Origin of the sequence: Candidatus Thiosymbion oneisti, assembly GCF_004359955.1 — a bacterium.
Lineage (GTDB): Bacteria > Pseudomonadota > Gammaproteobacteria > Chromatiales > Chromatiaceae > Thiosymbion > Thiosymbion oneisti.
The window spans coordinates 1-24,559 of sequence record NZ_SMSC01000016.1 but is presented as its reverse complement, the minus strand read 5'-3'; the positions used below and the strand labels follow the sequence as shown (position 1 = coordinate 24,559).

Sequence of the window (24,559 nt, the reverse complement as noted above, 5' to 3'; positions counted from 1 at the left end):
TCATTCAACAGGTGAAAACAGTCGATTAGCGTTAAATGTCAATAGGATCTGGGGGGCGTTCTCAATTGAGCTGAATCCTCATGAAAATCAAGCACATCAGACCCATGCAGCAGTGGCTACGAATTTCCGAGACACTCCGCGGCGCGGAGCTTCCGCGTTCCCACGCGGCGCGTGGGAACGAGAGAAAATGATGAGTTAGCTCAATTGAGAACGCCCCCTAGTACCCCGTTTCAGCAAAATTTTTCGGTAAAACCAGTCTCTGTCATCTCGACCGCAGGGAGAGATCTTGGGTGATGAGACAATCACAAGGTCACAAGATCCCTCCTTCGTCGGGACAAGGATTTCTCGCTACGCTCGAAATGACAACCAGCAAAATTGGATGAAACTGGGTACTAGTACAGCTGCGTACAAAAACCGGAAACAAGAACCACGAATGGACACGAATTAACCCGAATGCTTCCGGACCGGCACAACAAGCCCCTCTCCCACCGGGAGAGAGCCTGCCCCGAGCGCAGCGAAGGGGCCGGGGAGAGGGGATCGAATGGTTACAGGCAATGTTTCCGTTAATTACGCGCAGGTGTACCAGCTACCAGTTACCAGTCAGGTAGGCGGCGCGCCCAACCCACTTGTCCTTGCCCGGTTTATGGTTTGAGCCGGATTTTCCGATAGGAAAAAATCGGCTCATCACCCTGGGCAAGGAGATAGGTTTGAACCGCAAAGGCGCAAAGGGATTGTTAGGGTGGGCTGTGCCCACCGCTCTGGCTGGTAGCTGGTAGCTGGTAGCTGGTAGCTGGTGACTGGTAGCTGGTAGCTCTCCCCCTATCGCGCACCGCTTGGCGGTTGATTTTCAACGGTCGAAAAGCTATGGTTACGCCCTTTTTAGAGGAGGTGATTATGCGTCAGCCTTTGGTCGCAGGTAACTGGAAGATGAACGGGTCTGTGGGGAGCGTGCGTGAGCTGCTCGCCGGGATCAAGGCCGGGATCGGCGCTATCGATAAGTGTGAGGTCGCGGTCTGTCCTCCTTACATCTTTATTCCCCAGGCGCAGACCGAGCTGGCGGGTACGCCGATTCCCTGGGGCGGTCAGAACCTATCCACAGAGACGTCCGGCGCCTTCACCGGCGAGGTGGCCGCCTCCATGCTGCTCGATTTCGGCTGTACCTATGTGATCGTGGGTCACTCGGAGCGCCGGACTCTGTATGGTGAGGACGATGCCCTGGTGGCGAAGAAGTTCGCCGTGGCGCGGGCCGCCGGTCTCAAGCCCATTTTGTGTGTGGGCGAGACCCTGGATGAGCGTGAGAAGGGCGTGACGGAGGAGGTCGTCGCCCGCCAGCTGGATGCGGTGATCAAGCTGGAGGGCATCAAGGCGCTCGCCGACGGCGTCATCGCCTACGAGCCGGTGTGGGCCATCGGGACCGGTAAGACCGCCACGCCGGAACAGGCCCAGGAGGTGCACGCCTTCATCCGCGGTCGGATCAAGACGCGGGACGCGGGGGTCGCCGAAAAGCTGCGGATTCAATACGGCGGCAGCATGAAGCCCGACAATGCCGCCGAGCTGATGGCCAAGCCGGACATCGACGGTGGCCTGATCGGGGGCGCCTCTCTGAAGGCCAAGGATTTTCTGGGTATCTGCAAGGCCGCCAACGACAGCGTCTGATGCCGCTGGCACACCTGAGCACAACAGCCGGGAACAAGAACCACGAATGCACACGAATGGACACGAATCGTTGCATCGGCCCCTAAAACCCCTCTCCCCAGGGAGGGTGTCGCAAAAGCCCCTCTCCCGCCGGGAGAGGGGTTGAGGAGAGGGGATCAAATTAGGCGAGAGAGGGTTAAAACAGGGGTAGCGGTAAAGCCTTAGAGACTGTTCGGCTGGCTCCCCAGGCTCCAGCGTGGGAGCAGACCTGGTCCCGACGGAGGAGGGATCTGACGCTCCAGCGTCGATTAAGTGCCTCGGTAGGCTAACCGCCAACGCCGATCAGTACAGAGGAGCTAAGTCCGCTGGAGCGGACAAGACAGCGTTCCCACGCTGGAGCCTGGGAACGAGCGCAAATTTACAGATTTTATGACCTAAAATCAGTATCTTAATTTTTAGACAGCCTCTTACAGAGACTATGCAAATCGTCCTCAATATCTTTCATCTCTTTTTAGCCATTGGCCTGGTGGGGTTGGTCCTGATTCAGCACGGCAAGGGGGCCGACGCCGGGGCAGCATTCGGCAGCGGTGCGTCCGCGACCGTGTTCGGCGCTCGTGGCTCCGGGAACTTTCTCTCCCGCTCCACCGCCGTTCTGGCCGCCCTATTCTTTCTCACCAGCATGGCACTGGCCTATTTCGCGAGCCAGGTAGAGGGGCCCAAGGGCCTGATGGAAGGCGTCGAGATACCGGCGAGTCCCGTGCCTGTACCCGTCGAGACGCGGCAGGATGTGCCGATGGTTCCGGGTACCGGCGGTGATCCGAACCAGAACGACGTGCCGGTGGTCCCGCAAGCTGCGGCACCTGCCGCCGGCGTGCCACAGGCTCCAGTCCTGGAGGTGGCCCAACCGAAGGAGGTCGTGCCCACCTCGGTACCGGATGTGCCGACGCCGGTGGATGGTGGAGTTCGGTAAGGGGCGGAAGAATAATCTACTCCTCCTGTCAGGACGGTGCAATGCACTCAGGGTCTAAATATCGTTCATGCATGCTGAAGCATGAGGGGAATTGACAATGCCAAGAGAAAAAAGGCAAGAGACTTGTAGATGGTGCGGTGAACTCGGTCTGAGAGAATACACAACAACAGAGTTCGACGATGGGAGCAAAATTTTTAACGAGTACTGCAAGATGTGTAAGGGTTTTCATGAAACGCACTACGACCGGAATGGAAATGTTATACGAGATACGACGCGAGGATAAAGGTATGCCTACATTCAAGGTTGTGTATCCAGATGGTTCTGTGGCTAAGAATACCAAGGTAAATGTTTCTTTTGACGGAGGGGGTATGAAATCTGGCATTACTGACACAAGAGGTTACGTAACCATTTCAGGTTCATCAACACATGGGAAAATCTATGTGCGTGGGCGCGAAGTACATCACGGAAGTCTCAATATTGGTGAAGTAACAGCCTAAGACAAGTATTCAATGGGCACGCCAAAGAGCGGTTCACGAAGGATTTGGGGGTTTCGGGTTCTGGACTGCTCTTGGTGAATAGCCCGTAGGTTGGGGTACAATGCCATTAAGTTAGCTGCTGAGCGCTTGTCGTGGTCGGTCAGGATGCGGAAGAGAAAACGACGAAGCGCGCGATCCATTCGCGCCGATTCGCGTGATTCGTCATTTTTCCTCTTTTTCGCTGACGGGTAACGTTTAACTTAATGGCATTGGATTGGGGTGAGCTTGCGAACCCCAACGAATTACTGCCTCGGATGCGGATTTAAAGATGACTAAAAACATTGCATTAATAATAATATTATCACCCTTTCTGGTGGGATGTGATATCAGCTCTTTTAGTGATGCCTACGAATCAGGGGCAAAACTTATTGGATATGAAACGGATAAAGCTAGGAATGAGAGGCTAGAAAATCAAAGGAAGATAGAAGAAAAACGGGAGCAGGAAAGAAAAAAGCGGGAGCAAAAAAGAAGAGAAAAAATGAAAAAGGAAGAAATTGCAAAACTACGGAATGCAAGAAATTCAGAAAGAAAGAATTATATTTCACTTATTACACAGCAAATTGAACCATACTCACAAGGCGTTGAGTTAAAAATCAAAGTCAGAAACAAACTTCTTTATACTGATTTAAGAATTACAATCCATTATTCTTTCAAAACTAAGAGTATAGCACATGGAAAGGTCGGCATGGGTGTGAATGACCAGAAAACAACATGGAGCGGAAAATCATATTCTGGAACTATTGAAGAAGTAGTTTCTTCGGGGGATTATGAATACTTCAAGAGAAAAATAAATACAGTACAAAAAACATCTAGAACTACGTGGCTGGGTCCGCTTTTCTTGCCTCTTACCACCCAGGATTACGATGATCCCATGACACTTCCATATGAGGTAAATAGCTTAAGCGTCTCAATTAAATCCATAAAAGTATTAAAATAGAAAAAGCCCGTGGTTGGTGTGAGCTTGCGAACCCCAACGAATTGTTACTTCGGAGCAAGCGTTGGGGTTCGTACCTTACCCCCCCAGTCTATATGTTTTCCCTGTTGGGCGCTCAAAAAGGAGTTGGGAGAATGAAAATATGGGAAGAATCGTTACAACCCTGGATATTCAAAACCTGGCCGCATCGGGAGCGTCGAAAAAACTTGATGCCTTTGTCGACACGGGGGTAAGTTATCTAACCCTACCTTCAGCTTGGAAAGAACAATTCGGATCATTTAGCACGGAGGAAGTGGTTGAGTTGCAGACTGCTACGCAACAAGTTGTCGAAGGCACTGTATGCGGACCAGTCACAATAAAAGTAGAAGGATTCAGATCAGTTTATAATGAAGTGCTTTTTGCGGATATGGAACCGAACGGCGGCGAATATGAACCTTTGCTTGGCTACATTGTTCTTGAGCAGTGTGGAGCTGCGGTGGATATGATCGGACATCGATTGATCCCGGTAAAATACATGGATCTCAAAAGTTGTCTAACAAGGCATTCTCGCAGACGTTTCTGATGTTGTTCCGAAAGCGGGCCCAACCGGAAGAGACCGCACCCGTGTCAGCACCGATTTTAATACAAATGAGGGGGAGAAATGAGTAAAGAACTTGTAACTATGGATGATGAAAAAATAAAACCAGCAACAACAATAACCACTGTCGTTTATGCGCTTCAAGCTGCCTCGTTTTTGCTCGGAATCACCTTTATCGTTGCCGTCATAATCAACTATATAAAAAGAGGTGACGTACAAGAAACATGGCTTGATTCTCACTTCCGTTGGCAGATCAGGACATTTTGGTTCAGCCTGTTATGGCTGATTCTAGGCTTGGTTACGTACTTTATTGGGGTAGGGTATGTCATTCTCATTGTAAATATGATTTGGATTATATACCGGATTGTGAGAGGCTGGCTACGTTTGCTTGACGGCAAGGAAATGTACACATAAGGATTATCACATAGTCAGTGTTGGTTAGGTGTCACTGTCACCATTTTTGGAAAAATAATGGGAAGAATCGTCACAACCGTAGATATTCAGAATTTGGCCGCATCGGGATTGTCAAAGAAAATCGGGTAGTGTTCTAATTTTGTTGTTACCGAGTAGACGATACGCGTACAGCAGCGCCGAAATCCGTAAGAGCGGTTTCGAAAGCCGTCTGAAAGACGGCGGTCCCAGCCTGACTCGCAGCCCTGGAGCGCCGACATCCTGTCGGCTTGGGATGTTGGGACCAATGCTTGGAACGGCAGGTTGGCCCTTCCCGACCAAAACAGGATATTAAGGTGAAACCGGATGCAACTCGGAAACAACAAAGTTAGAACACCACCGAACAGATAGTTTATCAAATCCGTGGCCCATAAAATAACAAGAGGTAATTGAAACGATGGAATCAACCAAAAAGCGGGTTGCGACTACGACTACTGTGATTTCGGGTAAAAGGGTTAAAGTTGCTACACTAGGCGAGGTAAAATCTGCTACGAAAAAAATCAAAGATCAATATGCCCGAGCTTTAGATAACTTGAAAAAAAGATGACCGAATTGGATGATTTAATACACCTGTCCGGGCATGAAATCAAGGCCATCCATGATTCGGTAGTTGAAAGCGGTTCAGGCTTGAAAGGATCGAGACCTGATTTGTCCGTAGAAGCGTTAGTCGGGCGTATTCACTCAAACCTGATCTATAATGTAGATACTCAAAACTTAGCTTTATCGGGATTGTCGAAAAAAATTGATGCCTTTGCCGACGTGGTGGAATTGGTAGACACGCTATCTTGAGGGGGTAGTGGCGCAAGCCGTGCCGGTTCGACTCCGGCCGTCGGCACCAATTTACAAGTTGCCGGTCGTCCAGCCACCGGCTTCCAGCCGTGCATTCCCCCCACCCCCACCTGCAGACACTCCAAGCATGGTACGCCCAGCAGCCCCAGCTTTTTAAAAAAAAATTCCATGCAATCATCCGGGACTTGACATACTAGACTCTATCCGCAGATTACGCAGATTTTTATGGATTGTTTGGTTTTTCATCTGTGGAAATCTGCGCAATCTGCGGATTAAAAAGTTGCCCTTTATGCGATCATCCGGGACTGACGATTCTATCCGCATACGCGCAGATTTCGTTTCATTTGTGGAAATCTGCAATCTGAGGATTAAAAGTTGGTTTCTTTATGGACTCTGACTGTTTTGAGTGTGCCGGTAAGCGGCCCGAGTTAACCTCAGCCACGGGGATACCAGCGGCGTTGGTCGGCAATCCGGCCCTTAGGGTTCCACATGCCGCGGCGACGGCGCTTCCCCTGGCCGCAACACCCTTATACATTGCCAAATCCAAAGCGGCGGCAGGATGGTGCCACTTGCCGACCCGGCTTATGCTCAGGGCTGGAGGTTCCGGTAAGCATCGAGGCGAGGTTACTGCTCGCCTGGCGGCAGACAGGCTGCACTCCAAAACGTCCGCTGGTACTCCTCCCATGATCCTTGGCAGTCCGAATCCTTAAAAAAGTCCTTGTCGGGTCACGGCGCGATGGACGTAGAACTTATCGAAATCCGCGATTTTCTCGCCAGTCATCATCCCTTCGATCTGCTTCCCGACGAGGTGCTGGGGCAACTCCCCAGACGGCTCTCGGTGCGTTACTTCCGTCGGGGCACTCCCTGTCCGCCGGATGACGTGGATCAATCCTATCTGTATATCGTGCGCCGCGGTGCCATCGACCTGCGCGACGAGCACGGTGAGCTGGTCGGCAAGCTCGCCGAAGGCGACCTGTTCCCGTGGCGCTGCCGCCCGCAGGACCACTCTGAGCCCCTCTTCTCCTGCAGTGCCGCCGAGGATACCCTGGCTTATCTGATCTCCTGCGCGGACTTAGATCACCTACGCGAGCAGCACAGGGCCTTTTCCGACCACTTCGAGTACAGGGTCGCCGAACGCCTTCGCAACGCCTTACACCGGATCCAGGAAGGATCGGCCACCGGCGTAGGAGGGATGACCGTCCGCGTCTCGGATCTGCTCAGTCATCCCCTGGTTGCTGCCACGCCCGACACCAGCATCCGGGATGCCGCGCGGATCATGACCGAGCAGCGCGCCTCATCGCTGATTCTCATGGAGGGGGAGCGTCTCGCCGGCATGATCACGGATCGCGACCTGCGCAGCCGGTGCATCGCCGCCGGCCTGTCCTATAGGACCCCGGTGCGCGAGATCATGACGGAGAACCTTCACACCACCGAGGCAGACAGCCTGGGCTTTCAGGTCCTGATTGCCATGACCCGGCTCAACGTACACCATCTGCCCGTGCTGGACGATGGCCAGGTGGTCGGCGTCGTGTCCACTTCCGACCTGGTGCGCTTCCAAAGTGCCAATGCGGTCTATCTGGTGGGAGATATCTATAAGGCACAGGACCTCGCAACCCTGGTCCAGATCAGCACCAAGGTCCCGGAGCTGCAAGTCAACCTCGTCACCGGCGGTGCCTCCGCGGATCAGGTCGGCCAAGCGGTCAGTGCCGTGACCGATGCCTTCACCACTCGCCTGCTGGAATTGGCGGAGGCGGAGCTCGGCCCGCCCCCGGTACCCTATACCTGGCTGGCGGGTGGCTCCCAGGCGCGCCGCGAGCAATCATCCCACTCCGATCAAGACAACGCCCTGCTGATCGCCGATCAGGCCGGACTTGAGGATGACGAGTACTTTGCTGCCCTGGCCGAGCGTGTGAATGCGGGGCTCGCTGCCTGTGGTTACGACCATTGCCCAGGCGACGTAATGGCCCGTAATCCGAAGTGGCGTCAACCCTTGCATATCTGGCGCAGGTACTTCACGGACTGGATCGAACGCCCCGAGCCGAGGGCGCTCATGCTGGCCAATGTCTTCTTCGACCTGCGCCCGGTGCAGGATCCGGGGGGGCTGTTCGGAGAGCTGCACCAGCATGTGCTGGAACACTCCCGTGCCAACCGCATCTTCATCGCATACCTGGCCGCTAACGCCCTCAAGCACCGGCCGCCGCTCGGTTTCTTCCGCAATTTCGTGCTCATCCGCGGCGGCGAGCACGACCATACCCTGGACCTTAAATACCGCGGAACGGTGCCGGTGGTGGATCTGGCACGGGTACATGCGCTCTCTGCCGGAATCCCGGAGATCAACACCATCGAACGCCTGCAGGCGGGGGGAGAGGTCCAGGCCTTGAGTCACGACGGTGCGGCCAATCTGATCGACGCCTTGGAGCTCATCGGCACCCTGCGCATGCGGCACCAGGCACGCCAAATCCGCGCCGGCCAAAAGGCGGATAACTACTTGTCTCCGGATGAGCTCTCGTCCCCGGAACGCGGCCACCTCAAGGATGCCTTTTCCCTGATCAATACCATGCAGGAGGCCCTGGGACAACGCCATCAGGCAGCGCGTTTTGCCTGATATTCTATCGATCCCGATCGACGATGTAACGTGCGATCCAGCGCAGGGGATCGGCGCGCTCGTCGAAGTCCTGCAGGTTTGTCAACGCCTCGGTAACCAGCATGCGGGCCTGCGCGCGGGCCTCGGCAAGGCCCAACAGTGCCGGGTAGGTGGCCTTGCCTTGGGCCTGGTCCTTGCCCCTAGTCTTGCCGATTACAGCCGTCTCTCCCTCCACATCCAGGATGTCGTCGTGGATCTGAAAGGCTAGACCTAGGCACTTGGCGTAGCGGTCGAGGTGGTCCGTGGACTCAGGATCCAACTCAGGGCGCGCGAGGGTAGCCATGCGCACGCTGGCCCGAATCAGGGCCCCGGTCTTGTGGATGTGGATGTTCTCCAGCGCAACCAGGTCAAGCTCCCGACCGGACGTGAAAGCATTTAACTCCAGGGCCTGTCCACCGGCCATGCCGCGGGAGCCGGCGGCCCGGGCGAGGGTATCCACCATGGCGGTTCGGGCCTGTGCTCCTCCCGGCACGGTATCATCCGAGGCCAGGATCTGAAACGCCAGGGTCTGCAGCGCATCCCCCGCCAGAATGGCCGTGGCTTCGCCGAATACCTTATGGCAGGTCGGTCGACCACGGCGCAGATCGTCGTCGTCCATGGCCGGCAGGTCGTCGTGGATCAGCGAGTAGGCGTGGGTCAGCTCCAGGGCGCAGGCGGGGGCATTCAAGGTCTCCGGGGCCAGCCCGATGGCGAGCCCGGCACCATAGGTCAGCGCCGGGCGGATGTATTTGCCCGTTCCGAGGACCGCGTAGCGCATGGCTCGGTGTAGGGGCTCGGGCTGTATCTCCGGTGCCGGGAGCTGGGCCTCGAGGGCTGAGGTTACGCGCTCCCGGCATGCGGCCAGAAAGGCCTGCAGGCGTGGATCACTCATGGTCCTGGAAGGGCTCCGGCGACTCATTGGTGAGGATGCGGACCTTCTGCTCAGCCGCGTCCAGGGCCTTCCGGCAGGTGCGGGTCAGCTCGATGCCGCGCTCAAAGTAGGCCAGCGATTGCTCCAGGGTCAGCTCGCCCTGTTCCAGGGTATCGACCAGGGATTCCAGCTCTGTGAGGACAGCTTCAAAGCCTTGGGGTTGGGTGTCTGCCGCGTGGGTCATTGGGTGGCCGCCGAAGGTTGTTACGGATGCCCATTCCGGTTCGGATCAATCACGGAAAACTCATTTGCCTTTTCGGATCGATCACGGAAAATTCATCGGCGAAAATCGTGATCAAAACAAACTTTTCGTTTTTTCCATCATAGTTGTCGTAGTCCATGGCCAGCTTGATTCCCTGTCTGGCCGTCGACGATGTCGATTCCTTCACTTCAGTCGCATCGAGAATTCCAGCGTCACCGCTGGAAAAGCCGTTGAATCCCTCGTTCAATTCATCGATCAGGGTACAGCCATCGAAGATCAGAATGAGCTGTCTGAAATCGTCCGTATCTTTCGTATCATCAGCTAGATTTATATTCACTTCGAGCTCGAGTACCAGGCGATCCGATGCCGCCCAGTTCCAACCGGTTATCGAAGAATCATGTAACCAATACTCTTGCAGGAATTCTGAAATCAACATGCACTGTCTCCGCTATCATCTACTTGGTTCTATGTGTGATGCATCCGAGCCTCTCGGTATGGGGTTTCCGTTCTTGTCCAGATAGCGGTCCCGGTTACCTGTTTTATTCGGATTTATCCTGTGCCAATGGTCTTTTCCTTTCCAGGCGGATTTATTCGGCCTCCCTTTATGGAATTCGACTTCATCACCCGTTTTCGGATTACGAAATTTCCTGATATGCTCCGGTGTTCCTGGGTGTGTAATTTCTTCATATCCATCTTCCAGCAAATCATCCGGGTTCTTTGGAAGCTCTCTGAATTTGTCTTTACCTTCTGCCGGACTCATCTTGTCAGAGCAACTTTCCTCGGGGCAACTTTGGATACCGGTGGGTTCGTCATCGGCAAAGATGTCGTCTGCGTCTTCATCTGCCTTCATGATCTCGGCCGCGGACACGATTGCCGTGGCGGCGACTAAAACCCCGAGTACCACCCACCCCGGCGGTCCGGCGGCCACCAAGGGCGGCGCAGCGGCTATTGCGGTCACAATGAACGCCTCGCTGGTCTTTTCAACCAACAGTCAACTTGGTGGCTACGGCCATGGATTTCATATTATCGATTCCAGGAGTACAGCATCCGGTTTGTCGCATTTTTCCGGCAACTGCTTCTTGAGGAAAACTAATATCTTATGTGGGAAAAGGTTTTCCGCCAGTAGGTGTTGTTGCTCTCTTCTTATGAGCATCTCGGTTTTCCAAAGTTTGAAACCAGCTAAGGAGCTACGGTAACTTAACTACGGTTAGGCGGTCAATGCGTCCAGCAGGCAGTGCAACCCTGATAAATCGATTCGATTTGGAGTGCGGCGGCAACCTACCCCGATCCTGCCGGAATTCGCGGTGCCCGAGGTAAGCGCAGGGTTGGCCGGGGGGTATCTGCCCGCCGCCGCTTTGGATTTGATTTGGTGACGCCTGGGGAAAGCGCCGTCGCCGCGGCGCCGGTGGAACTCACCGCTCGGATCTCCGGCCAGGGCTGGCGATATCCCCTAGCGTTGAGATTCGATGCGGCCGCGCCGCTTAGCCGGCGCACTCCAAAGGGGGGTGTTCTTTCTCGTTCCCACGCGCTGAGACTGTGAAAGTATTCGCTTTTCCCGAAAGCGGTGGGATGAAGTTACCATATTCCACGCTGAATTCCATATCACGTGGGACTGAGGAGAAAGATTTCCGGCTTGACTATGGAAATTATGTTGCTCTATCCCTGATGCTCTGAAAATCCGGTAATACTTTCACAGTCTCGCTGCGTGGGAAGGTGGAAGCTCCGCGCCGCGGAGAGCATCGGGCCTGTGTCCAGCATTCGTATACACGGGAATCAAACCTGCCGGCTGTCCGGCGTTGTTATCCGGTTCGGCCCGGAGGGCGTCTGCTCTGAGCGTTGCCGACAGCTGGTCATGGAGTCCGTAAGCCGTCTGAAAGACGGCGGTCCCAGCCGGCCCGGGACCGCCGACATCCTGTCGGCCCCTGGAACCGCCGACATGTTGTCGGCTCTTCTGGTTACCGGCTAGAACCTGAATGCCGAGTTGCCGGTCCAAATGGTCATCAGTCAGGCTTAGTTTTCTCGTTCCCAGGCGCTGCCTGGGAACCAGAGACCGGGAGCGGGGCTTTTGCGACACCCTCCCGGCGGGAGGGTGTCGCAAAAACGGTGGCGTCAGCTGCCGGTCTGTGAAGTTTAAACCACAGAGGACACCGAGAACGCAGAGCATTGGCCGCTTCCTTTCTCCATGTTCTCGGTGTTCTCTGTGGTTCGAAATGACTGTTGCGACACCCTCGACGGGAGAGGGGGTCAGCGCCTAGAGTGGGCCATGCCCACCAGCCAGGCAATTGGTGGGCACAGCCCACCCGACGGGCTGGGTTCTCGTTCCCACGCGCCGCGTGGGAACGCAGACGCTCCGCGCCGCGGAGAAAGGGCTGGTAGGCACAGCCCACCCTACGCTGGGCGGCAGCCCACTAGTCTCCCCGGCGTGCCTGTCAGGCCGGTCGGTGGGCCCAGCCCACCCGACGGTTACTGTGGTACGCTGCAAGCGCCTGAGCTGGGTTCAGCCTGCCATAAGCCGCTATGAGCATATTCAAAGATTTTCCAACCATCCTTCCCCGGCTGTGGGATTGGTTGCGTGAGCACAAACCCTGGGCCTGGGTGTTCTCAGGAATCGGGGTTGCCGTGCCCATTGCGCTTGTTGGTTGGCTAGTTATCGACTCATCCAAACATTCCCCGGACATCACCGCCTCGGCCTCTGGAAATGGCGTCGCAGTCGTTGCAACTGACGGCAGCAACGTCACTATCCAGACCGACCCATCGGTCGCTAAGACTATCGACAAGGCCGTTGAAGCCCTGAGCCGAGAGCTGGAGAGGAAAGAACAAGCCCTAGCTGATACCCGGCAAAGAGAGCTAGTGGCCCAGGAGCGAGAACGATCACTGCAAGCGGAGTTGGCGGCTCTGAAAGAAGCCATCGCCGCTATTCCTAAGCAAACCGAAATTCCAGACGCCCAGGCCCGCATCAAAGAAGCCCTCGCAGCGGCGGCCGAGGGAAACACCACACTGGCGGAGGCCATCTTCTCCGAGGTCGAGGCACGCAAGATCGCGGAAGGAGAAGCGGCCAAGAAATCGGCTTACAAAGAAGCCGCGGAGGCGGCGCGGCATCGTGGGGCCCTCGCCTTTCTGCATGATACGAACAAGGCGATTGCCGCCTACCGGCGCGCCACCGAGCTCGACCCGGAGAACGCCGACGGCTGGAATCAGCTCGGACGCCTCCTGCGGCGAACGGGGGCGCTGGATAACGCCGAAGCGGCCTATCGTAAGGTCGCATCACTCGGCAATGCCGAAGACGATCAGGAGTTTTTGGCTGTCGCCTACGGCAACCCGGGCAATGTCTATCGAATCCGCGGCGATCTGGATCAGGCTGAGGCGATGTACAACAAGGCCCCTAGCTATTGATGTAAAATTGGGGCGCAAGGAAGGCATGGCGAGTGACTACGGCAACCTGGGTGCCCTTTACCAGATCCGATATTTTGTATGTGGTTTCCATGTTCATTCTCTCGCTTCCGAGGTCAGGTCGGAGATGGCTGAACGGTTACGATCCTGAATTCAGCTTTGCCTTTTCGGATCAATCACGGAAAACTCATCGAAGAAAATCTTGACCAGCACAAACCTTCGGTATTTTTCATCATAGTTATTGTAATTCATGGCCAGCTCGACTCCCTGCCTTGTTGTTGGCGATGTGGATTCCTTCACTTCAGTCGCGTCAAGAATTGTAGCGTCACCGGTTGAAAAGCCGTTGAATCCCTCGTTCAATCCATCAATCAGGGTACAGCCATCGAAGATCAGAATGATTTGCCTGAAATCGTCACCCTCCGTATCACCTTCTTGATTCATATTCACTTCGATCTCGAGCACCAGGCGATCCGAATCCGCCCAGTTCCAGCCGTCGAGCGAAGCATCATGCAACCCATAATACTCTTCCAGGACTTCTGAAATCGACATCATCTCTCTCCGCTGTTATTTGCCAGGTTCTATGTGCGATTCGTCCGATCCTTTAGGTACGGGGTTTCCGTTCTTGTCCAGATAGAGGTCACGTTTTCCGGTTGTATTCGGATTATATCTGTGCCAATGGTCTTTTGCCTTCCAACCGGTTTCATTTGGCCTTCTTTTATGGAATTCGACTTCATCACCCGTCTTCGGATTATGAAATGTCCTGATGCCCTTCTTTTGTGCTTTCGGATGTGTGGTTTCTTCATACCCATCATCGAGCAGATCGTCCGGGTTCTCCGGAAGCTCTCTGTATTTGTCTTTACCTTCCGCCGGACTCGTCTTGTCAGAGCAACTTTCCTCGGGGCAACTTTGGATACCGGTGGGCTCGTCATCGGCAAAGATGTCGTCTGCGTCTTCATCTGCCTTCATGATCTCAGCCGCGGACACGATTGCCGTGGCAGCGACTAAAACCCCGAGTACCACCCACCCCGGCGGTCCGGCGGCCACCAAGGGCGGCGCAGCAGCTATTGCGACCACAATGAACGCCTCGCTGGTCTTTTCAACCAACAGTCAACTTGGTGGCTACGGCCATGGATTTCATAAGCCGATCCATCTTTTCGCTTTGAGAGGGATGCGGTTGCTTCAGGTAGTCTCCTACACCCTGGATGTCGGGCAGCTTGCCGTCGGTCAGGAGAGAGAGATAGGACCACTTTGCCAGTGCCCGTTCGGTTCTTATATCCTGTTCTCTTGCCGTCTCGATGTAACCTCTTATTGATTCCAGGAGTACGGCATCCGGTTTGTCGCATTTTTCCGGCAACTGCTCCTTGAGGAAAGCCAATATCTTATGTGGGAAAAGGTTTTCCGCCAGTAAGCGTTGTTGCTCTCTGCTTATTACGAGCATGTCGGTTTTCCAGAGTTTGAAACCAGCCAAGAAGCTAAGGTAACTTACCGCGGTCAGGCGGTCAATTCATGCCGGCAGACCAGCCGGCTCCCAGCGATCAGCGACCCAGCGGTCAGCGGCAACCTCAGAAGGAAACCCAAACCCGGCCATGAGCGGCAGCTACGATGCCTCTGCCATCGAGGTCCTGAGCGGGCTCGACCCGGTGCGCAGGCGTCCGGGTATGTATACGGATACCACCCGGCCCAACCATCTGGCCCAGGAGGTGATCGACAACAGTGTGGACGAGGCCATCGCCGGCTTTGCCCGCAGGCTCGAGGTGGTGCTCTTCGCCGACGGCTCCCTTGAGGTCAGGGACGATGGTCGCGGCATGCCGGTGGATCTGCACCCCCAGCAGGGCCTGCCCGGCGTCGAGGTGATCCTCACCAAGCTGCATGCCGGGGGCAAGTTCTCTACCGCCAGCTACCGGTTTTCCGGGGGCCTGCACGGCGTCGGGGTCTCGGTGGTGAACGCCCTGTCCAGGCGCCTGGAGGTCCGGATCCGGCGCGACGGTAAGGAATACCAGATGGCCTTCGCCCAGGGTGACAAGGTCTCGGAGCTCGCGGTGATCGGCAACGTCGGACGCTCTGACACCGGCACCAGTCTGCGCTTCTGGCCGGACGAAGGGTATTTCGACAGCCCCAAATTCTCCCGGCCGCCGCTGAAGCATCTGTTGCGGGCGAAGGCGGTGCTCTGTCCCGGACTCAAGATCGGTTTCCGTGACGAGACCAACGGTGAGGAGCAGACCTGGTGCTACCAGGATGGTCTCAAGGATTACTTGAGCCAGTCCCTCGCCGGTCTCGCAACCATCCCCGCCGATCCCTTTGTCGGCAACCTGGAGGGGACCAATGAGGCCGCGAGCTGGGCCTTGGTCTGGCTGCCGGAGGGTGGCGATCCGGTCACCGAGAGCTATGTGAATCTGATCCCGACGGTCCAGGGCGGCACCCATGTCAATGGTCTGCGGACCGGGCTCACGGAGGCGGTGCGGGAGTTTTGCGAGTTTCGCAACCTGCTCCCGCGGGGGGTCAAGCTGACCCCGGAAGATGTCTGGGCGCGCTGCAGCTATATCCTGTCGATAAAGCTGCTGGACCCCCAGTTCTCCGGCCAGACCAAGGAGCGGCTCTCGTCTCGGGAATGTGCCGCCTTTGTCTCCGGCGTGGTGAAAGACGCCTTCAGCCTGTGGCTCAATCGGAATGTGGCCGAGGCGGAGCGGATCGCCGAGCTCGCGATCGGCGCCGCCCAGGCCAGACTGCGGGCCGGGCGCAAGGTGACGCGCAAGAAGGTCTCCCAGGGGCCGGCCCTGCCTGGCAAGCTGGCGGATTGTACCTCCACCGATCCCGAGCAAAGCGAGCTCTTTCTGGTGGAAGGCGACTCCGCCGGGGGCTCAGCTAAGCAGGCCCGGGATCGGGAGTTTCAGGCCATCATGCCCCTGCGCGGTAAGATCCTGAATACCTGGGAGGTCGATCCCGCCGAGGTCTTGGGCTCCCAAGAGGTCCATGACATCGCCGTTGCCATCGGCGTGGACCCGGGCAGCAGTGATCTCTCACGGCTGCGGTTCGGCAAGATTTGTGTCCTGGCCGACGCGGACTCGGATGGTGCCCATATCGCGACCCTCTTGTGCGCCCTGTTTCTAAAGCATTTTCCGAGCCTGGTAGAAAAGGGACATCTCTATGTGGCGATGCCGCCGCTGTACCGTATCGACGTCGGCAAACAGGTCTTTTATGCCCTGGACGATGCCGAGCAGCAGGGCGTGCTGGATCGCATCGAGGCGGAGAAGCTCAGGGGCAAGGTCAGCGTGCAGCGCTTCAAGGGGCTCGGCGAGATGAATCCCGTGCAGCTGCGGGAGACCACCATCCATCCCGATACCCGGCGCCTGGTCCAGCTTACGGTGGAGGAGCGGGAAGCCAGCAATTCCTTGATGGACATGCTGCTGGTCAAGAAACGGGCGGCAGACCGGCGCGGCTGGTTGCAGGAGAAGGGGGACTTGGCCGAGGTTTGAGCGGGCTTGCGTGCGAGATGGGCGATTCTATTTGAATTCAGGCCATATTCCACCCTTTCAGGCGATGAAGAACTGGTACCAAAAACAGCCAAATCTGTTCAAAAAAAGGTCTATAACCCTGCGGGATTTGACACCCCAGTAAGGAGCTATTCCCTGTTCCAAGCCAGAAATGAGCGATTCTATGCAGATTGTCATTCCGATGTCAGGCTTTGGTGAGAGATTTCGCCGTGCAGGATATTCCGTTCCAAAGCCGCTCATCGAAATCGAGGACAAGCCAGTTATTGCGCATATTATTGATATGTTTCCTGGTGAAAGTAACTTCATCTTTGTCTGTAATCAGGAGCATCTGAATAAACCTGCATACCGCATGGCAGCAATCCTAAAAGAGTACTGCTCAAGTGGGCGTATAGTCGGCATTCCACCGCACAAGCTCGGTCCGGTTTATGCCGTTCGCCAGATTGAAGATATGCTTGATCAAACTCGACCAGTGATCGTGAATTACTGCGATTTCACATGTTATTGGGACTGGGGACATTTTAAGCAATTCGTGCGTGATGTCGGGTGTGTCGGCGCAATTCCGGCGTACCAGGGTTTTCACCCGCATTCCTTTGGCAACACGAACTACGCCTACATGAGAGAAACAGGCGGCTGGGTTCAAGATATTCAGGAAAAGCAGCCATATACAAGTAATCGGATGCAGGAGTATGCATCCAGTGGAACCTACTACTTCGCGACCGCACGGATCATGAGCGAGGCATTTCGTTCGGCAATGGAGCAGGATTTGAATGTAGGGGGGGAGTACTACGTCAGTCTCGCGTATAGGCCGCTGCTTGCCAACAAACAACCTGTGGCCGTTTATCCGCTTCAGCACTTCATGCAGTGGGGAACGCCGGAAGACGTTGCCGAGTACAACATGTGGTCCAGAGCTTTCCGGCAGTTGGTGGCTACCACTGTGGTTAAGTCTCAAACCATGGGTACTGTGATCGTACCAATGGCCGGTCTCGGTCAGCGTTTTGCCGCTGGGGGCTACTCGCTAACCAAACCCCTGATACCTGTTTCCGGACAACCCATGGTCGCTCAGGCAACACATGACTTGCCACCTGCCGAACAGCATGTCTTTGTGCTAAGGTCCGATATGCAAGGCCATCGGGAAGTAACGACTGAACTGACACGACTCTATCCCAAAGCGATCATCAAAACGACCGATCAGGTAACTGAGGGTCAGGCATGCACGGCCTTGATCGGTTTGGATGCCATAGCCGAGGAACTGGGGGACGTACCGGGCCCGATCACGATTGGGGCCTGTGACAATGGTGCCTTGTATGACCTTACGGCCTTCCGAAGTTTAGTCGGCGACCCGGATGTAGACGTCATCGTATGGGGAGTCCGTGGCTACCCCAATGCGATACGTCACCCGAAGATGTACGGATGGATCAATGCCAAAGCTGGAGTGATCCGCTCCATCTCAGTCAAAACCCCTCTCGATAGCCCGACTTCCGATCCGATTGTCCTTGGGACATTCACATTTCGTCGTGCAGAAGATTTGCGCCGAGTAGTGGAACGGCTCATCGACCGTGACGGACGCATTAACGGTGAGTTTTATATCGATTCATGTATCAACGATGCGATCGCGCTCGGGATGAATTGTCGTTTGTTTGAAGTCGACAGTTACTTGTGCTGGGGTACTCCCAATGACCTACTCACTTTCGAATATTGGCAGTCATGTTTTCACAAATGGGAATGCCATCCTTATGGACTGGAAAAGGATGCACGAGTATCCCAGAATACTATCGATTTTCTCAAGTTTAGATATAGAGCTACATGTCCGGCTCTGCCGGCATTAATGAAGTAATGAAATTGACTTCTGGGTTTTTTCGCTACCTGTTTGTCGGGATTGGCTCAAATATAATCAACTTTTTTGTGTACCTGCTATTGCAGCATTTCGATATTTCATTCTTGTATAGTTGGAAAAAATAAGGGCTCACATAGGAGATTGTCGTGATGACAAATAAGTTTGGCTTTCTTTCGAAGCTTGATTTTATGCAAGACCTAGCCTCGGTATTTATCGCCGGCATCAATCCGGGGATCATTCATAATCTGGAAAAATACTATGCCTTAAAGAAAGTCCACTACCTTTCTGCAATTGAAGATATAGAGGGGGATTATCTTGAGTTCGGTGTTTTTACTGGCAGCTCGTTTTGTCACTCTATTAGATGCTGTAAAAAATTAGCCAAGATAGCTCCAAAGATTTCAAGCACGAAATTTTACGGATTTGATTCGTTTGCCGGGTTCGGTGACCTGACGGAAGAGGACAAACACCCCTTCTACACCGATGAAAATTTTTCCACAAGTTTATCCAATGTCAATCGCAGAGTTCGGCGGGTTGCCGCAGGACTTGATTTCAAACTGATTCCGGGTTTCTTTAGTGAATCATTGAAAAATGGTGCGTCTCATTTGGACATCACTAAGTCACGCGTGATCTTTATTGATAGTGACACATACTCCAGCGCATATGACGCCCTTACTTTTTGTATTCCAACTATACAAGCAGGCACCTTCATTATTCTTGATGATTATTATTCCTATCGGGGCGCTGAGTCACGCGGCGTTGCACGGGCTTTTAATGAATTTGTTTCCAAATCCGGAGTAAAAATACGGCAGGTATTTACCTACGGTATGGGCGGCGTGGTTTTCGTGGTATCCGAGGTAGTCCGATGAAACTTTCCCTTGTCATCCCCTGCTACAACGAATCGGCAAACTTACCTTTGCTGCTTGACCGCTGCATGGCCTTAGACTCCGGCAGCGATATTGAAGTGATATTGGTCGACAATGGTTCGACAGACAAATCATTGGAAGTATTGTCAAAACTACTTCCAAGATATTCGAACTGTCGGACCGTTCGCGTCGAGACGAACCAAGGCTATGGATTTGGAATTCTGTCAGGTCTAAGGGCTGCCAGAGGTGATATTATGGGTTGGACACATGCTGACATGCAGACCGACCCTCAAGATGCGCGAAAAGGTCTGGAGCTTTTTGATCGGCACGGGGATGGCATCTTTGTGAAAGGGCGACGCTATGGTCGGCCCATCATGGATGTAGTGTTCACTGTCGGCATGAGTGCATTTGAGACACTCTTGTTGGCACGGTCCATGTGGGATATCAATGCCCAGCCGACGATGTTTTCTCGTAGGTTTTTTGAGACCTGGCAATCCCCGCCGCACGACTTTTCGCTGGATTTGTACGCCTACTATCAGGCCAAAATACACGGACTTAAAGTGCATCGTTTTCCGGTCAGGTTCGGTGAGCGAGCCCATGGCGTTTCACACTGGAATGTCAACTGGGCGGCCAAGTGGAAGTTCATTCGCAGAACAGTGGACTTCAGTCTTCAATTGAAAAAGAGCATGATGGTGGTTAATATTTAACTGTATCCGTATGCGCCGGCTCACGCTGCGGCACACAGGGCGGTGTGTCAGAAGGTCACTGCTACATTATCGATCCCACAGATTAAGATCGCGCCGGAGAAGATGCATCCAAAGGGAGACTGTATTTGGATGATAGGGGATAATCCCGTAACTGATATACGCGGAGGGCGGGAAAAGATCAGCGCGGTTACTTGCAGAAGATTCATGAAGGCACCCCTCTTGGTGTCGACGAGAAGGCTCCAGATGCCTCATTCCGCGAATTTGGAAAGCTCGGATGGTTAATTTCCAAATTAGGGGTGAGCCATGGTTGATTTCAAATCATCGGTCACGGAGTATTGCTCTGATATCGGTCGCAATCCTCTAGAAGCTTAGCCCGCTTTCTATCGATCAAGTAGCTGCCCTTTTGGACTGGAATGCTGAAAAATATCGCATTCGCTGTGTAAAATAATCTCAGTAAATAATTAGAGTGATACTGATGCGAATAATATCGTTTGCTCACCGTTTTCGCAATTGGCTCTTTCCGAATGATGAGTCTTTTCCTACGGTTGATTCCGCCGACTACAACCGACCGACAGTACTCTTTATTACGTCCATCGTATTTTATTGTATTTACCTGCTGGCCATGCAACCGGAATGGGTTTTGGGCGGAGAGATGTGGGCGGAGATGGCTACAAATTACTATCCGAATTCAACCGCTTCCTCGATCGCGGTAAAGTTTTTCTCAACTGATGCCGGATACATTCCACTGCCGCAAAGGATACTGGCCTTTATCGGCAGCTCATTAAATTTGCCAGCAACTTCCATTCCCTACTTTTATACGTGGTCTGCCATATTGACCACAGGGATTATGGTTGGTGCATTCTGTCTCAGGCCTTTTCGGGTCCTTGTAAAGAGCGACTTTTTGAGATTCTGGGCTGCTATTGCAGTACTCATGCTTGCTGATTTCGGGACCCGAACATTTATAAATTTCACCTATTTCTCTGCTTTTTTGGTTGCTGTTGTTACCGCTCTTGCGCTTGTTGAGAGGTCTCATGAGGTCCCACGGTGGAGCTGGTTCGTTCCCATTTTTATGCTTTCAAAGCCTGCTGTTTTGTCTGTGCTGCCTGCCATGATCTTAGTTGCTTTTGTCGGCAAAACAAGATTCAGGCTCATTACCATTGTTAGCTCGATCCTCGGCCTGGCACAGCTCATAAGGATGGCATTCAGTCATTCTGCTGGCACCATGCATTGGGTTTCCAAGAGTGACTTTACTCTTATCGATAAACTAATCGCTTCAATTAAGTATTTTGTTGGCTTGCTCGGTGCTTTCTTCGCAGGCAGGTTACCGGTTGAGCTCTATCAACCCATGTGGTTTGGTTTGTTGTTGTTGGTTGTTTGTGTCTATATTCTAATGAGGCGCCGTACCCATTCTGGTGCTCTAATTTTAGTTGGATTAAGTATTTTATTTTTCAGTGTTCTTCTAAATGTCTTTGCTTTGAGTAATTTCTGGAGCCCCAACATGGAGAGGCTTGTCAGTCCGCCGGAGGTAACGCCTAGTCTCGGTTTTCGGATGTATCGGCATAGTATGGTCGGATATTGTGGTGTTATTTTAGTTGTAGTTGGTATGATCTCTGCTGTCGTTAATCAAAACCAGGGGCGCTTCTATTCCGCGATACCCGGAGTGGCCCCTACTTTATTTTTAGTGTGGTTTTATATTTCCGGTTGGTTTTCCTTTGCTGGTACCTTAAACCGTACGCCGGACTTCCCAAGGTTGAATAATTCGCAATGGCAGAATATGGCCTCTGTCATTGATTCAGGTGCTGCAGTTTGTGTGCCTACCGAGCCTATTACATGGCTTTTTCGAAGGAATTGTTCTCGGCTAACTCCTATTGGACCTTCGCATAATCTGTATGTTGATGACTTTAACCAGAGCCATTATTTTCAGCCTTTGCCGGTAAGTGGTATGTCCAGCAGTGTTGATTTGCCTGTACAGGAGGTTTCCGATAATCGGGCATTGCTTGCATTAGCTGTTTTTGTCAAACCGATTACCGCTCAAGCGATGGACGCCAATGCCCAGGCCGATATTGTAATGAAAGACGGCAGCACCAAATATCTGCTTGGTTCGCGTGAGCTACCTTCAGAGGGAGGTCTGCTTATGCTCTCGTCCAAGGTACCTATCTCAATTAATGAGATCAGGGAGATTACTCTGAGCATTGATCGCCCTGTCGAATTGGCATATCTCTCAAATGATCCGATAGTCATGTGGATGGGAAACTAGGAGCCATTGACATTTAACTCTAACCGACTGTTTTCATATGCGCGGACCTCCTAAAGGTCAACGCACTCTGGCGCATAACCAGGCGAGCGCGTGTCATTCGGACAGCGAAGGGGGACAGAATAAACAACTAGGGATAGAATTCGTACCCGGTTGCCTGATCCTGGACCCACCATATATGCGGGCTTAAGGCCAATGCCATTAACTTAAATCATCGTAATTGTTCAACCACCCGATTGTTTTTGCCATCCATGGCACCTGGATTCCGGCAATACTTACCGGAATGACGCGGTGGGAGCCAAACGAACCGATCTCATAATCCTTAAGTCAATGGCATTGGGCTCAAGGCTCTGGATACGATCCGCCAAGGCCATATGCCCTGTCAAGCCCCTGGAGAACGCAGAGATGACAGGTTTCTCATTCGGACATGCAGCCGGCGCTGATTGGCGCGAGGCGGCGGATCAGTGCCTCGCCACACTTGGGCCAGTTCCCGAGGCGGGTAATCTGGGGATTCTCTATGTTACGGATGCGCTCGCGGGACACATGGGCGAGGTGCTCGACCGCTTCCGCGCGTCCACCGGGGTAACGCATTGGGTGGGTACCGTCGGCATAGGGATCTGCGCCACCGGGGTCGAGTACTATGAACAACCTGCAGTGGCGGCGATGATCGGGGAGTTCCCTGACGACTCCTTCCGCATTTTTCCCTCCATCCTCAAGGACCTGGACGACTTTACGAGGCGCAACAATGACTGGATCAAAACCCACCAGCCCTTCCTCGGGCTGGTCCACGCCGATCCTTCCAATCCCCTTACCGAGGCCCTGGTCAAGCAGCTAGCCGAGCGCACGGTCTCCGGCTTCCTGGTCGGTGGTCTGGCCAGCTCCCAGGAAAGCATCTATCTGTATGCGGACGAGCTCACCCAAGGCGGAGTCGCGGGGGTGTTCTTCTCCCAAGAAGTGGGCGTAGTCACCCGCCTGAGTCAGGGCTGTGTCCCGATCGGTCCGCACCGGGTCATCACCGAGGCCCAGCGCAACATCATGATTCAGCTCGATGGGCGCCCGGCCCTGGATGTGTTGAAGGAGGATATCGGGGAGATCCTGTCCCGGGATCTAGCCCGCATCGGCGGCTATATCTTCGTCGGTCTCCCCATCATCGGCTCGGATACCGGCGACTATCTGGTACGCAGCCTAGTCGGCATCGATCCGCAAAATGGCCTCGTCGCCATCGGCGACCTGGTCGAGCAGGGCGGACGTGTGATGTTTTGCCGGCGTGACGCCAATACTGCGCGAGAGGATCTTTTACGCATGCTGACAGCGATCAAAAAGACCCTCGACGGATCGCCGCGGGGCGGCATCTACGTTTCCTGCCTGGGACGTGGCCGTAACCTATTCGGTGAGGATTCCGACGAGCTCAAGCTCATCGCCTCGGAGCTGGGGGATTTCCCCCTGGTCGGCTTCTACGCAAACGGCGAGATATTCCAGGACCGACTCTATGGCTATACAGGCGTGCTGACGCTTTTTACCTGATGGTAAGCTTCTCTACACTACAGAGTATGGCTGTCAATTACCAAAATATCTTTTGTTTGAGAAGGTAGGTGATAAATTTGGATTTCATCTTCCATTATCAATTTATATGCATCTTCTATGTTCTCTTCTAATTCTTCTATCGTCTCACCTTGACTAAACACTCCAGGAATTTCTTTAATTTTTCCAACATACCATCCATCGTCTTGCCAATATTCAAGTGTAAATGTGTGTTTCATTTTTACCTCTAAGATTGTTGATTGATTCATTTTTTTGAACATAACGCCAAAAATCAGCTGACCCAAAACGCAATGCCATTAAGTTAGCTGCTAACCGCTTGTCGTGGTAGATCAGGATGCAAAGAGAAAACTACGAATCGCGCGAATGCGAAAACTACTCGTTGTGTGAGAAATCATAGTGTATCAGGATCAAGCATTTCTGTTTTTCCCTTTCTGTGCTGTTCAAGTGCTTCATCGGCAAGAACGCCTAATATACCTCGGAATCCGCAAACATACTATCCCACTTCTTTTCAGAAGCAAGTTCATCTAGTAGCCATTGAGCAACTAAGTTCTGCTCCAAATCCGAAAGTCTGGATGCCTCAGTAAATGCCCGACTAAGAAGATCTGTCATATGCCTTTACCTCTGTTTATCAATTTGCTTTGATACGCCTAACGGTTTGGCTCAGGCGCCCAATGCCGCGTGGCACTGAGCTTGAAACTTGCTGAGGAGCCGGACTGCGGCATTGGGTCGCTTGCAGCCAAATGTTAGGCGAATAATCTGTGAAAAACGACCCATCAATTGAGCCTGGTCTCTTTTCCCCCTTTCTTGGAGGTGAAGAAATGTGGTCTGCCC

Annotated in this window: 25 protein-coding genes and 1 tRNA gene; 18 read left to right on the top strand and 8 right to left on the bottom strand. The window is 53.6% G+C overall.

The window, feature by feature from the left end:
* The first annotated feature begins 894 nt into the window (after positions 1–894).
* The 9 genes from tpiA to E1958_RS10810 all read left to right on the top strand — a co-directional run bounded on the left by tpiA (position 895) and on the right by E1958_RS10810 (position 8,496).
* Positions 895–1,656 (top strand): triose-phosphate isomerase, encoded by a 762-nt coding sequence (tpiA, locus tag E1958_RS10850; protein ID WP_133511893.1) that lies wholly within the window; start codon positions 895–897, stop codon positions 1,654–1,656.
* 457 nt (positions 1,657–2,113) lie between these two features.
* Positions 2,114–2,605 (top strand): preprotein translocase subunit SecG, encoded by a 492-nt coding sequence (gene secG, locus E1958_RS10845; protein ID WP_133511892.1) that lies wholly within the window; start codon positions 2,114–2,116, stop codon positions 2,603–2,605.
* Positions 2,606–2,892: 287 nt separating this feature from the next.
* Positions 2,893–3,102 carry a hypothetical protein gene (locus E1958_RS10840; protein WP_133511891.1) on the top strand — a complete coding sequence of 70 codons (210 nt, stop codon included), beginning with the start codon at positions 2,893–2,895 and terminating at the stop codon, positions 3,100–3,102.
* A 307-nt stretch (positions 3,103–3,409) separates the two neighbouring features.
* Positions 3,410–4,078, top strand: coding sequence for a WVD2 family protein (locus E1958_RS10835; protein ID WP_133511890.1), 669 nt, complete (start codon positions 3,410–3,412; stop codon positions 4,076–4,078).
* A 139-nt stretch (positions 4,079–4,217) separates the two neighbouring features.
* A complete protein-coding gene (locus E1958_RS10830; protein WP_133511889.1) occupies positions 4,218–4,637 on the top strand; it encodes a hypothetical protein in 420 nt (139 codons plus the stop codon).
* Between the two features lie 78 nt (positions 4,638–4,715).
* Positions 4,716–5,066 (top strand): DUF4870 family protein, encoded by a 351-nt coding sequence (locus tag E1958_RS10825; protein WP_133511888.1) that lies wholly within the window; start codon positions 4,716–4,718, stop codon positions 5,064–5,066.
* Positions 5,067–5,645: 579 nt separating this feature from the next.
* Complete coding sequence (locus tag E1958_RS10820; protein WP_133511887.1) at positions 5,646–5,891, top strand: hypothetical protein; 246 nt, start codon at positions 5,646–5,648, stop codon at positions 5,889–5,891.
* Positions 5,856–5,940, top strand: a tRNA-Leu gene (locus tag E1958_RS10815). Before E1958_RS10820 ends, E1958_RS10815 begins: the two co-directional genes overlap by 36 nt.
* A gap of 687 nt (positions 5,941–6,627) precedes the next feature.
* On the top strand, positions 6,628–8,496 hold the full coding sequence (locus E1958_RS10810; protein WP_133511886.1) for a DUF294 nucleotidyltransferase-like domain-containing protein: 1,869 nt from the start codon (positions 6,628–6,630) through the stop codon (positions 8,494–8,496).
* A gap of 4 nt (positions 8,497–8,500) precedes the next feature.
* On the opposite strand, the gene ispA is transcribed toward E1958_RS10810, so the two are convergent.
* Genes ispA through E1958_RS10790 form a run of 4 tightly spaced genes read right to left on the bottom strand, consistent with a single transcriptional unit; the run spans position 8,501 to position 10,635 of the window.
* On the bottom strand, positions 8,501–9,406 hold the full coding sequence (gene ispA, locus E1958_RS10805; protein WP_133511885.1) for a (2E,6E)-farnesyl diphosphate synthase: 906 nt from the start codon (positions 9,404–9,406) through the stop codon (positions 8,501–8,503).
* A complete protein-coding gene (locus E1958_RS10800) occupies positions 9,399–9,629 on the bottom strand; it encodes an exodeoxyribonuclease VII small subunit (RefSeq protein WP_133511884.1) in 231 nt (76 codons plus the stop codon). Before E1958_RS10800 ends, ispA begins: the two co-directional genes overlap by 8 nt.
* A 49-nt stretch (positions 9,630–9,678) precedes the next feature.
* The gene (locus E1958_RS10795; RefSeq protein ID WP_133511883.1) at positions 9,679–10,083 is read right to left on the bottom strand and encodes a hypothetical protein; all 405 of its coding nucleotides are present in this window, start codon (positions 10,081–10,083) and stop codon (positions 9,679–9,681) included.
* Between the two features lie 15 nt (positions 10,084–10,098).
* Entirely contained in the window at positions 10,099–10,635 is a 537-nt protein-coding gene (locus E1958_RS10790) for a hypothetical protein (protein ID WP_133511882.1), read from the bottom strand.
* Positions 10,636–11,394: 759 nt separating this feature from the next.
* Between E1958_RS10790 and E1958_RS20875 the strand changes: the two genes are divergently transcribed.
* Positions 11,395–11,613, top strand: a complete 219-nt coding sequence (locus tag E1958_RS20875) for a hypothetical protein (RefSeq protein ID WP_165742052.1) — start codon at positions 11,395–11,397, stop codon at positions 11,611–11,613.
* 551 nt (positions 11,614–12,164) lie between these two features.
* The gene (locus tag E1958_RS10785) at positions 12,165–13,040 is read left to right on the top strand and encodes a tetratricopeptide repeat protein (protein WP_133511881.1); all 876 of its coding nucleotides are present in this window, start codon (positions 12,165–12,167) and stop codon (positions 13,038–13,040) included.
* A gap of 150 nt (positions 13,041–13,190) precedes the next feature.
* Here E1958_RS10785 and E1958_RS10780 read toward each other — a convergent pair whose 3' ends face one another.
* The 3 genes from E1958_RS10780 to E1958_RS10770 are packed head-to-tail and all read right to left on the bottom strand — an operon-like array spanning position 13,191 to position 14,475.
* Positions 13,191–13,589 carry a hypothetical protein gene (locus E1958_RS10780; protein WP_165742050.1) on the bottom strand — a complete coding sequence of 133 codons (399 nt, stop codon included), beginning with the start codon at positions 13,587–13,589 and terminating at the stop codon, positions 13,191–13,193.
* A 12-nt stretch (positions 13,590–13,601) separates the two neighbouring features.
* Positions 13,602–14,141: a hypothetical protein gene (locus E1958_RS10775; protein ID WP_133511879.1), complete on the bottom strand. Its 540-nt coding sequence runs from the start codon at positions 14,139–14,141 to the stop codon at positions 13,602–13,604.
* Positions 14,134–14,475 carry a hypothetical protein gene (locus tag E1958_RS10770; protein ID WP_133511878.1) on the bottom strand — a complete coding sequence of 114 codons (342 nt, stop codon included), beginning with the start codon at positions 14,473–14,475 and terminating at the stop codon, positions 14,134–14,136. Before E1958_RS10770 ends, E1958_RS10775 begins: the two co-directional genes overlap by 8 nt.
* 148 nt (positions 14,476–14,623) lie before the next feature.
* Here E1958_RS10770 and parE point away from each other — a divergent pair, with 148 nt between their 5' ends.
* The 7 genes from parE (at position 14,624) to E1958_RS10735 (ending at position 23,710) form a co-directional block, all read left to right on the top strand.
* Positions 14,624–16,510 carry a DNA topoisomerase IV subunit B gene (parE, locus tag E1958_RS10765; protein ID WP_133511877.1) on the top strand — a complete coding sequence of 629 codons (1,887 nt, stop codon included), beginning with the start codon at positions 14,624–14,626 and terminating at the stop codon, positions 16,508–16,510.
* 181 nt (positions 16,511–16,691) lie between these two features.
* Positions 16,692–18,362: a sugar phosphate nucleotidyltransferase gene (locus E1958_RS10760; protein WP_133511876.1), complete on the top strand. Its 1,671-nt coding sequence runs from the start codon at positions 16,692–16,694 to the stop codon at positions 18,360–18,362.
* Positions 18,363–18,511: 149 nt separating this feature from the next.
* Positions 18,512–19,228 (top strand): TylF/MycF/NovP-related O-methyltransferase, encoded by a 717-nt coding sequence (locus E1958_RS10755; RefSeq protein WP_133511875.1) that lies wholly within the window; start codon positions 18,512–18,514, stop codon positions 19,226–19,228.
* A complete protein-coding gene (locus tag E1958_RS10750; RefSeq protein WP_133511874.1) occupies positions 19,225–19,932 on the top strand; it encodes a glycosyltransferase family 2 protein in 708 nt (235 codons plus the stop codon). The genes E1958_RS10755 and E1958_RS10750 overlap by 4 nt, the downstream gene beginning before the upstream one ends.
* A 42-nt stretch (positions 19,933–19,974) precedes the next feature.
* Positions 19,975–20,214, top strand: a complete 240-nt coding sequence (locus E1958_RS22010; RefSeq protein ID WP_207787834.1) for an HAD hydrolase-like protein — start codon at positions 19,975–19,977, stop codon at positions 20,212–20,214.
* Positions 20,215–20,407: 193 nt separating this feature from the next.
* A complete protein-coding gene (locus E1958_RS10740; RefSeq protein ID WP_133511873.1) occupies positions 20,408–22,189 on the top strand; it encodes a hypothetical protein in 1,782 nt (593 codons plus the stop codon).
* A gap of 402 nt (positions 22,190–22,591) precedes the next feature.
* Positions 22,592–23,710, top strand: coding sequence for an FIST signal transduction protein (locus E1958_RS10735; protein ID WP_133511872.1), 1,119 nt, complete (start codon positions 22,592–22,594; stop codon positions 23,708–23,710).
* 17 nt (positions 23,711–23,727) lie between these two features.
* Here the strand turns inward: E1958_RS10735 and E1958_RS10730 are convergent, their stop codons facing one another.
* Positions 23,728–24,012 carry a type II toxin-antitoxin system HicB family antitoxin gene (locus E1958_RS10730; protein WP_243448465.1) on the bottom strand — a complete coding sequence of 95 codons (285 nt, stop codon included), beginning with the start codon at positions 24,010–24,012 and terminating at the stop codon, positions 23,728–23,730.
* Positions 24,013–24,559 lie beyond the last annotated feature (547 nt).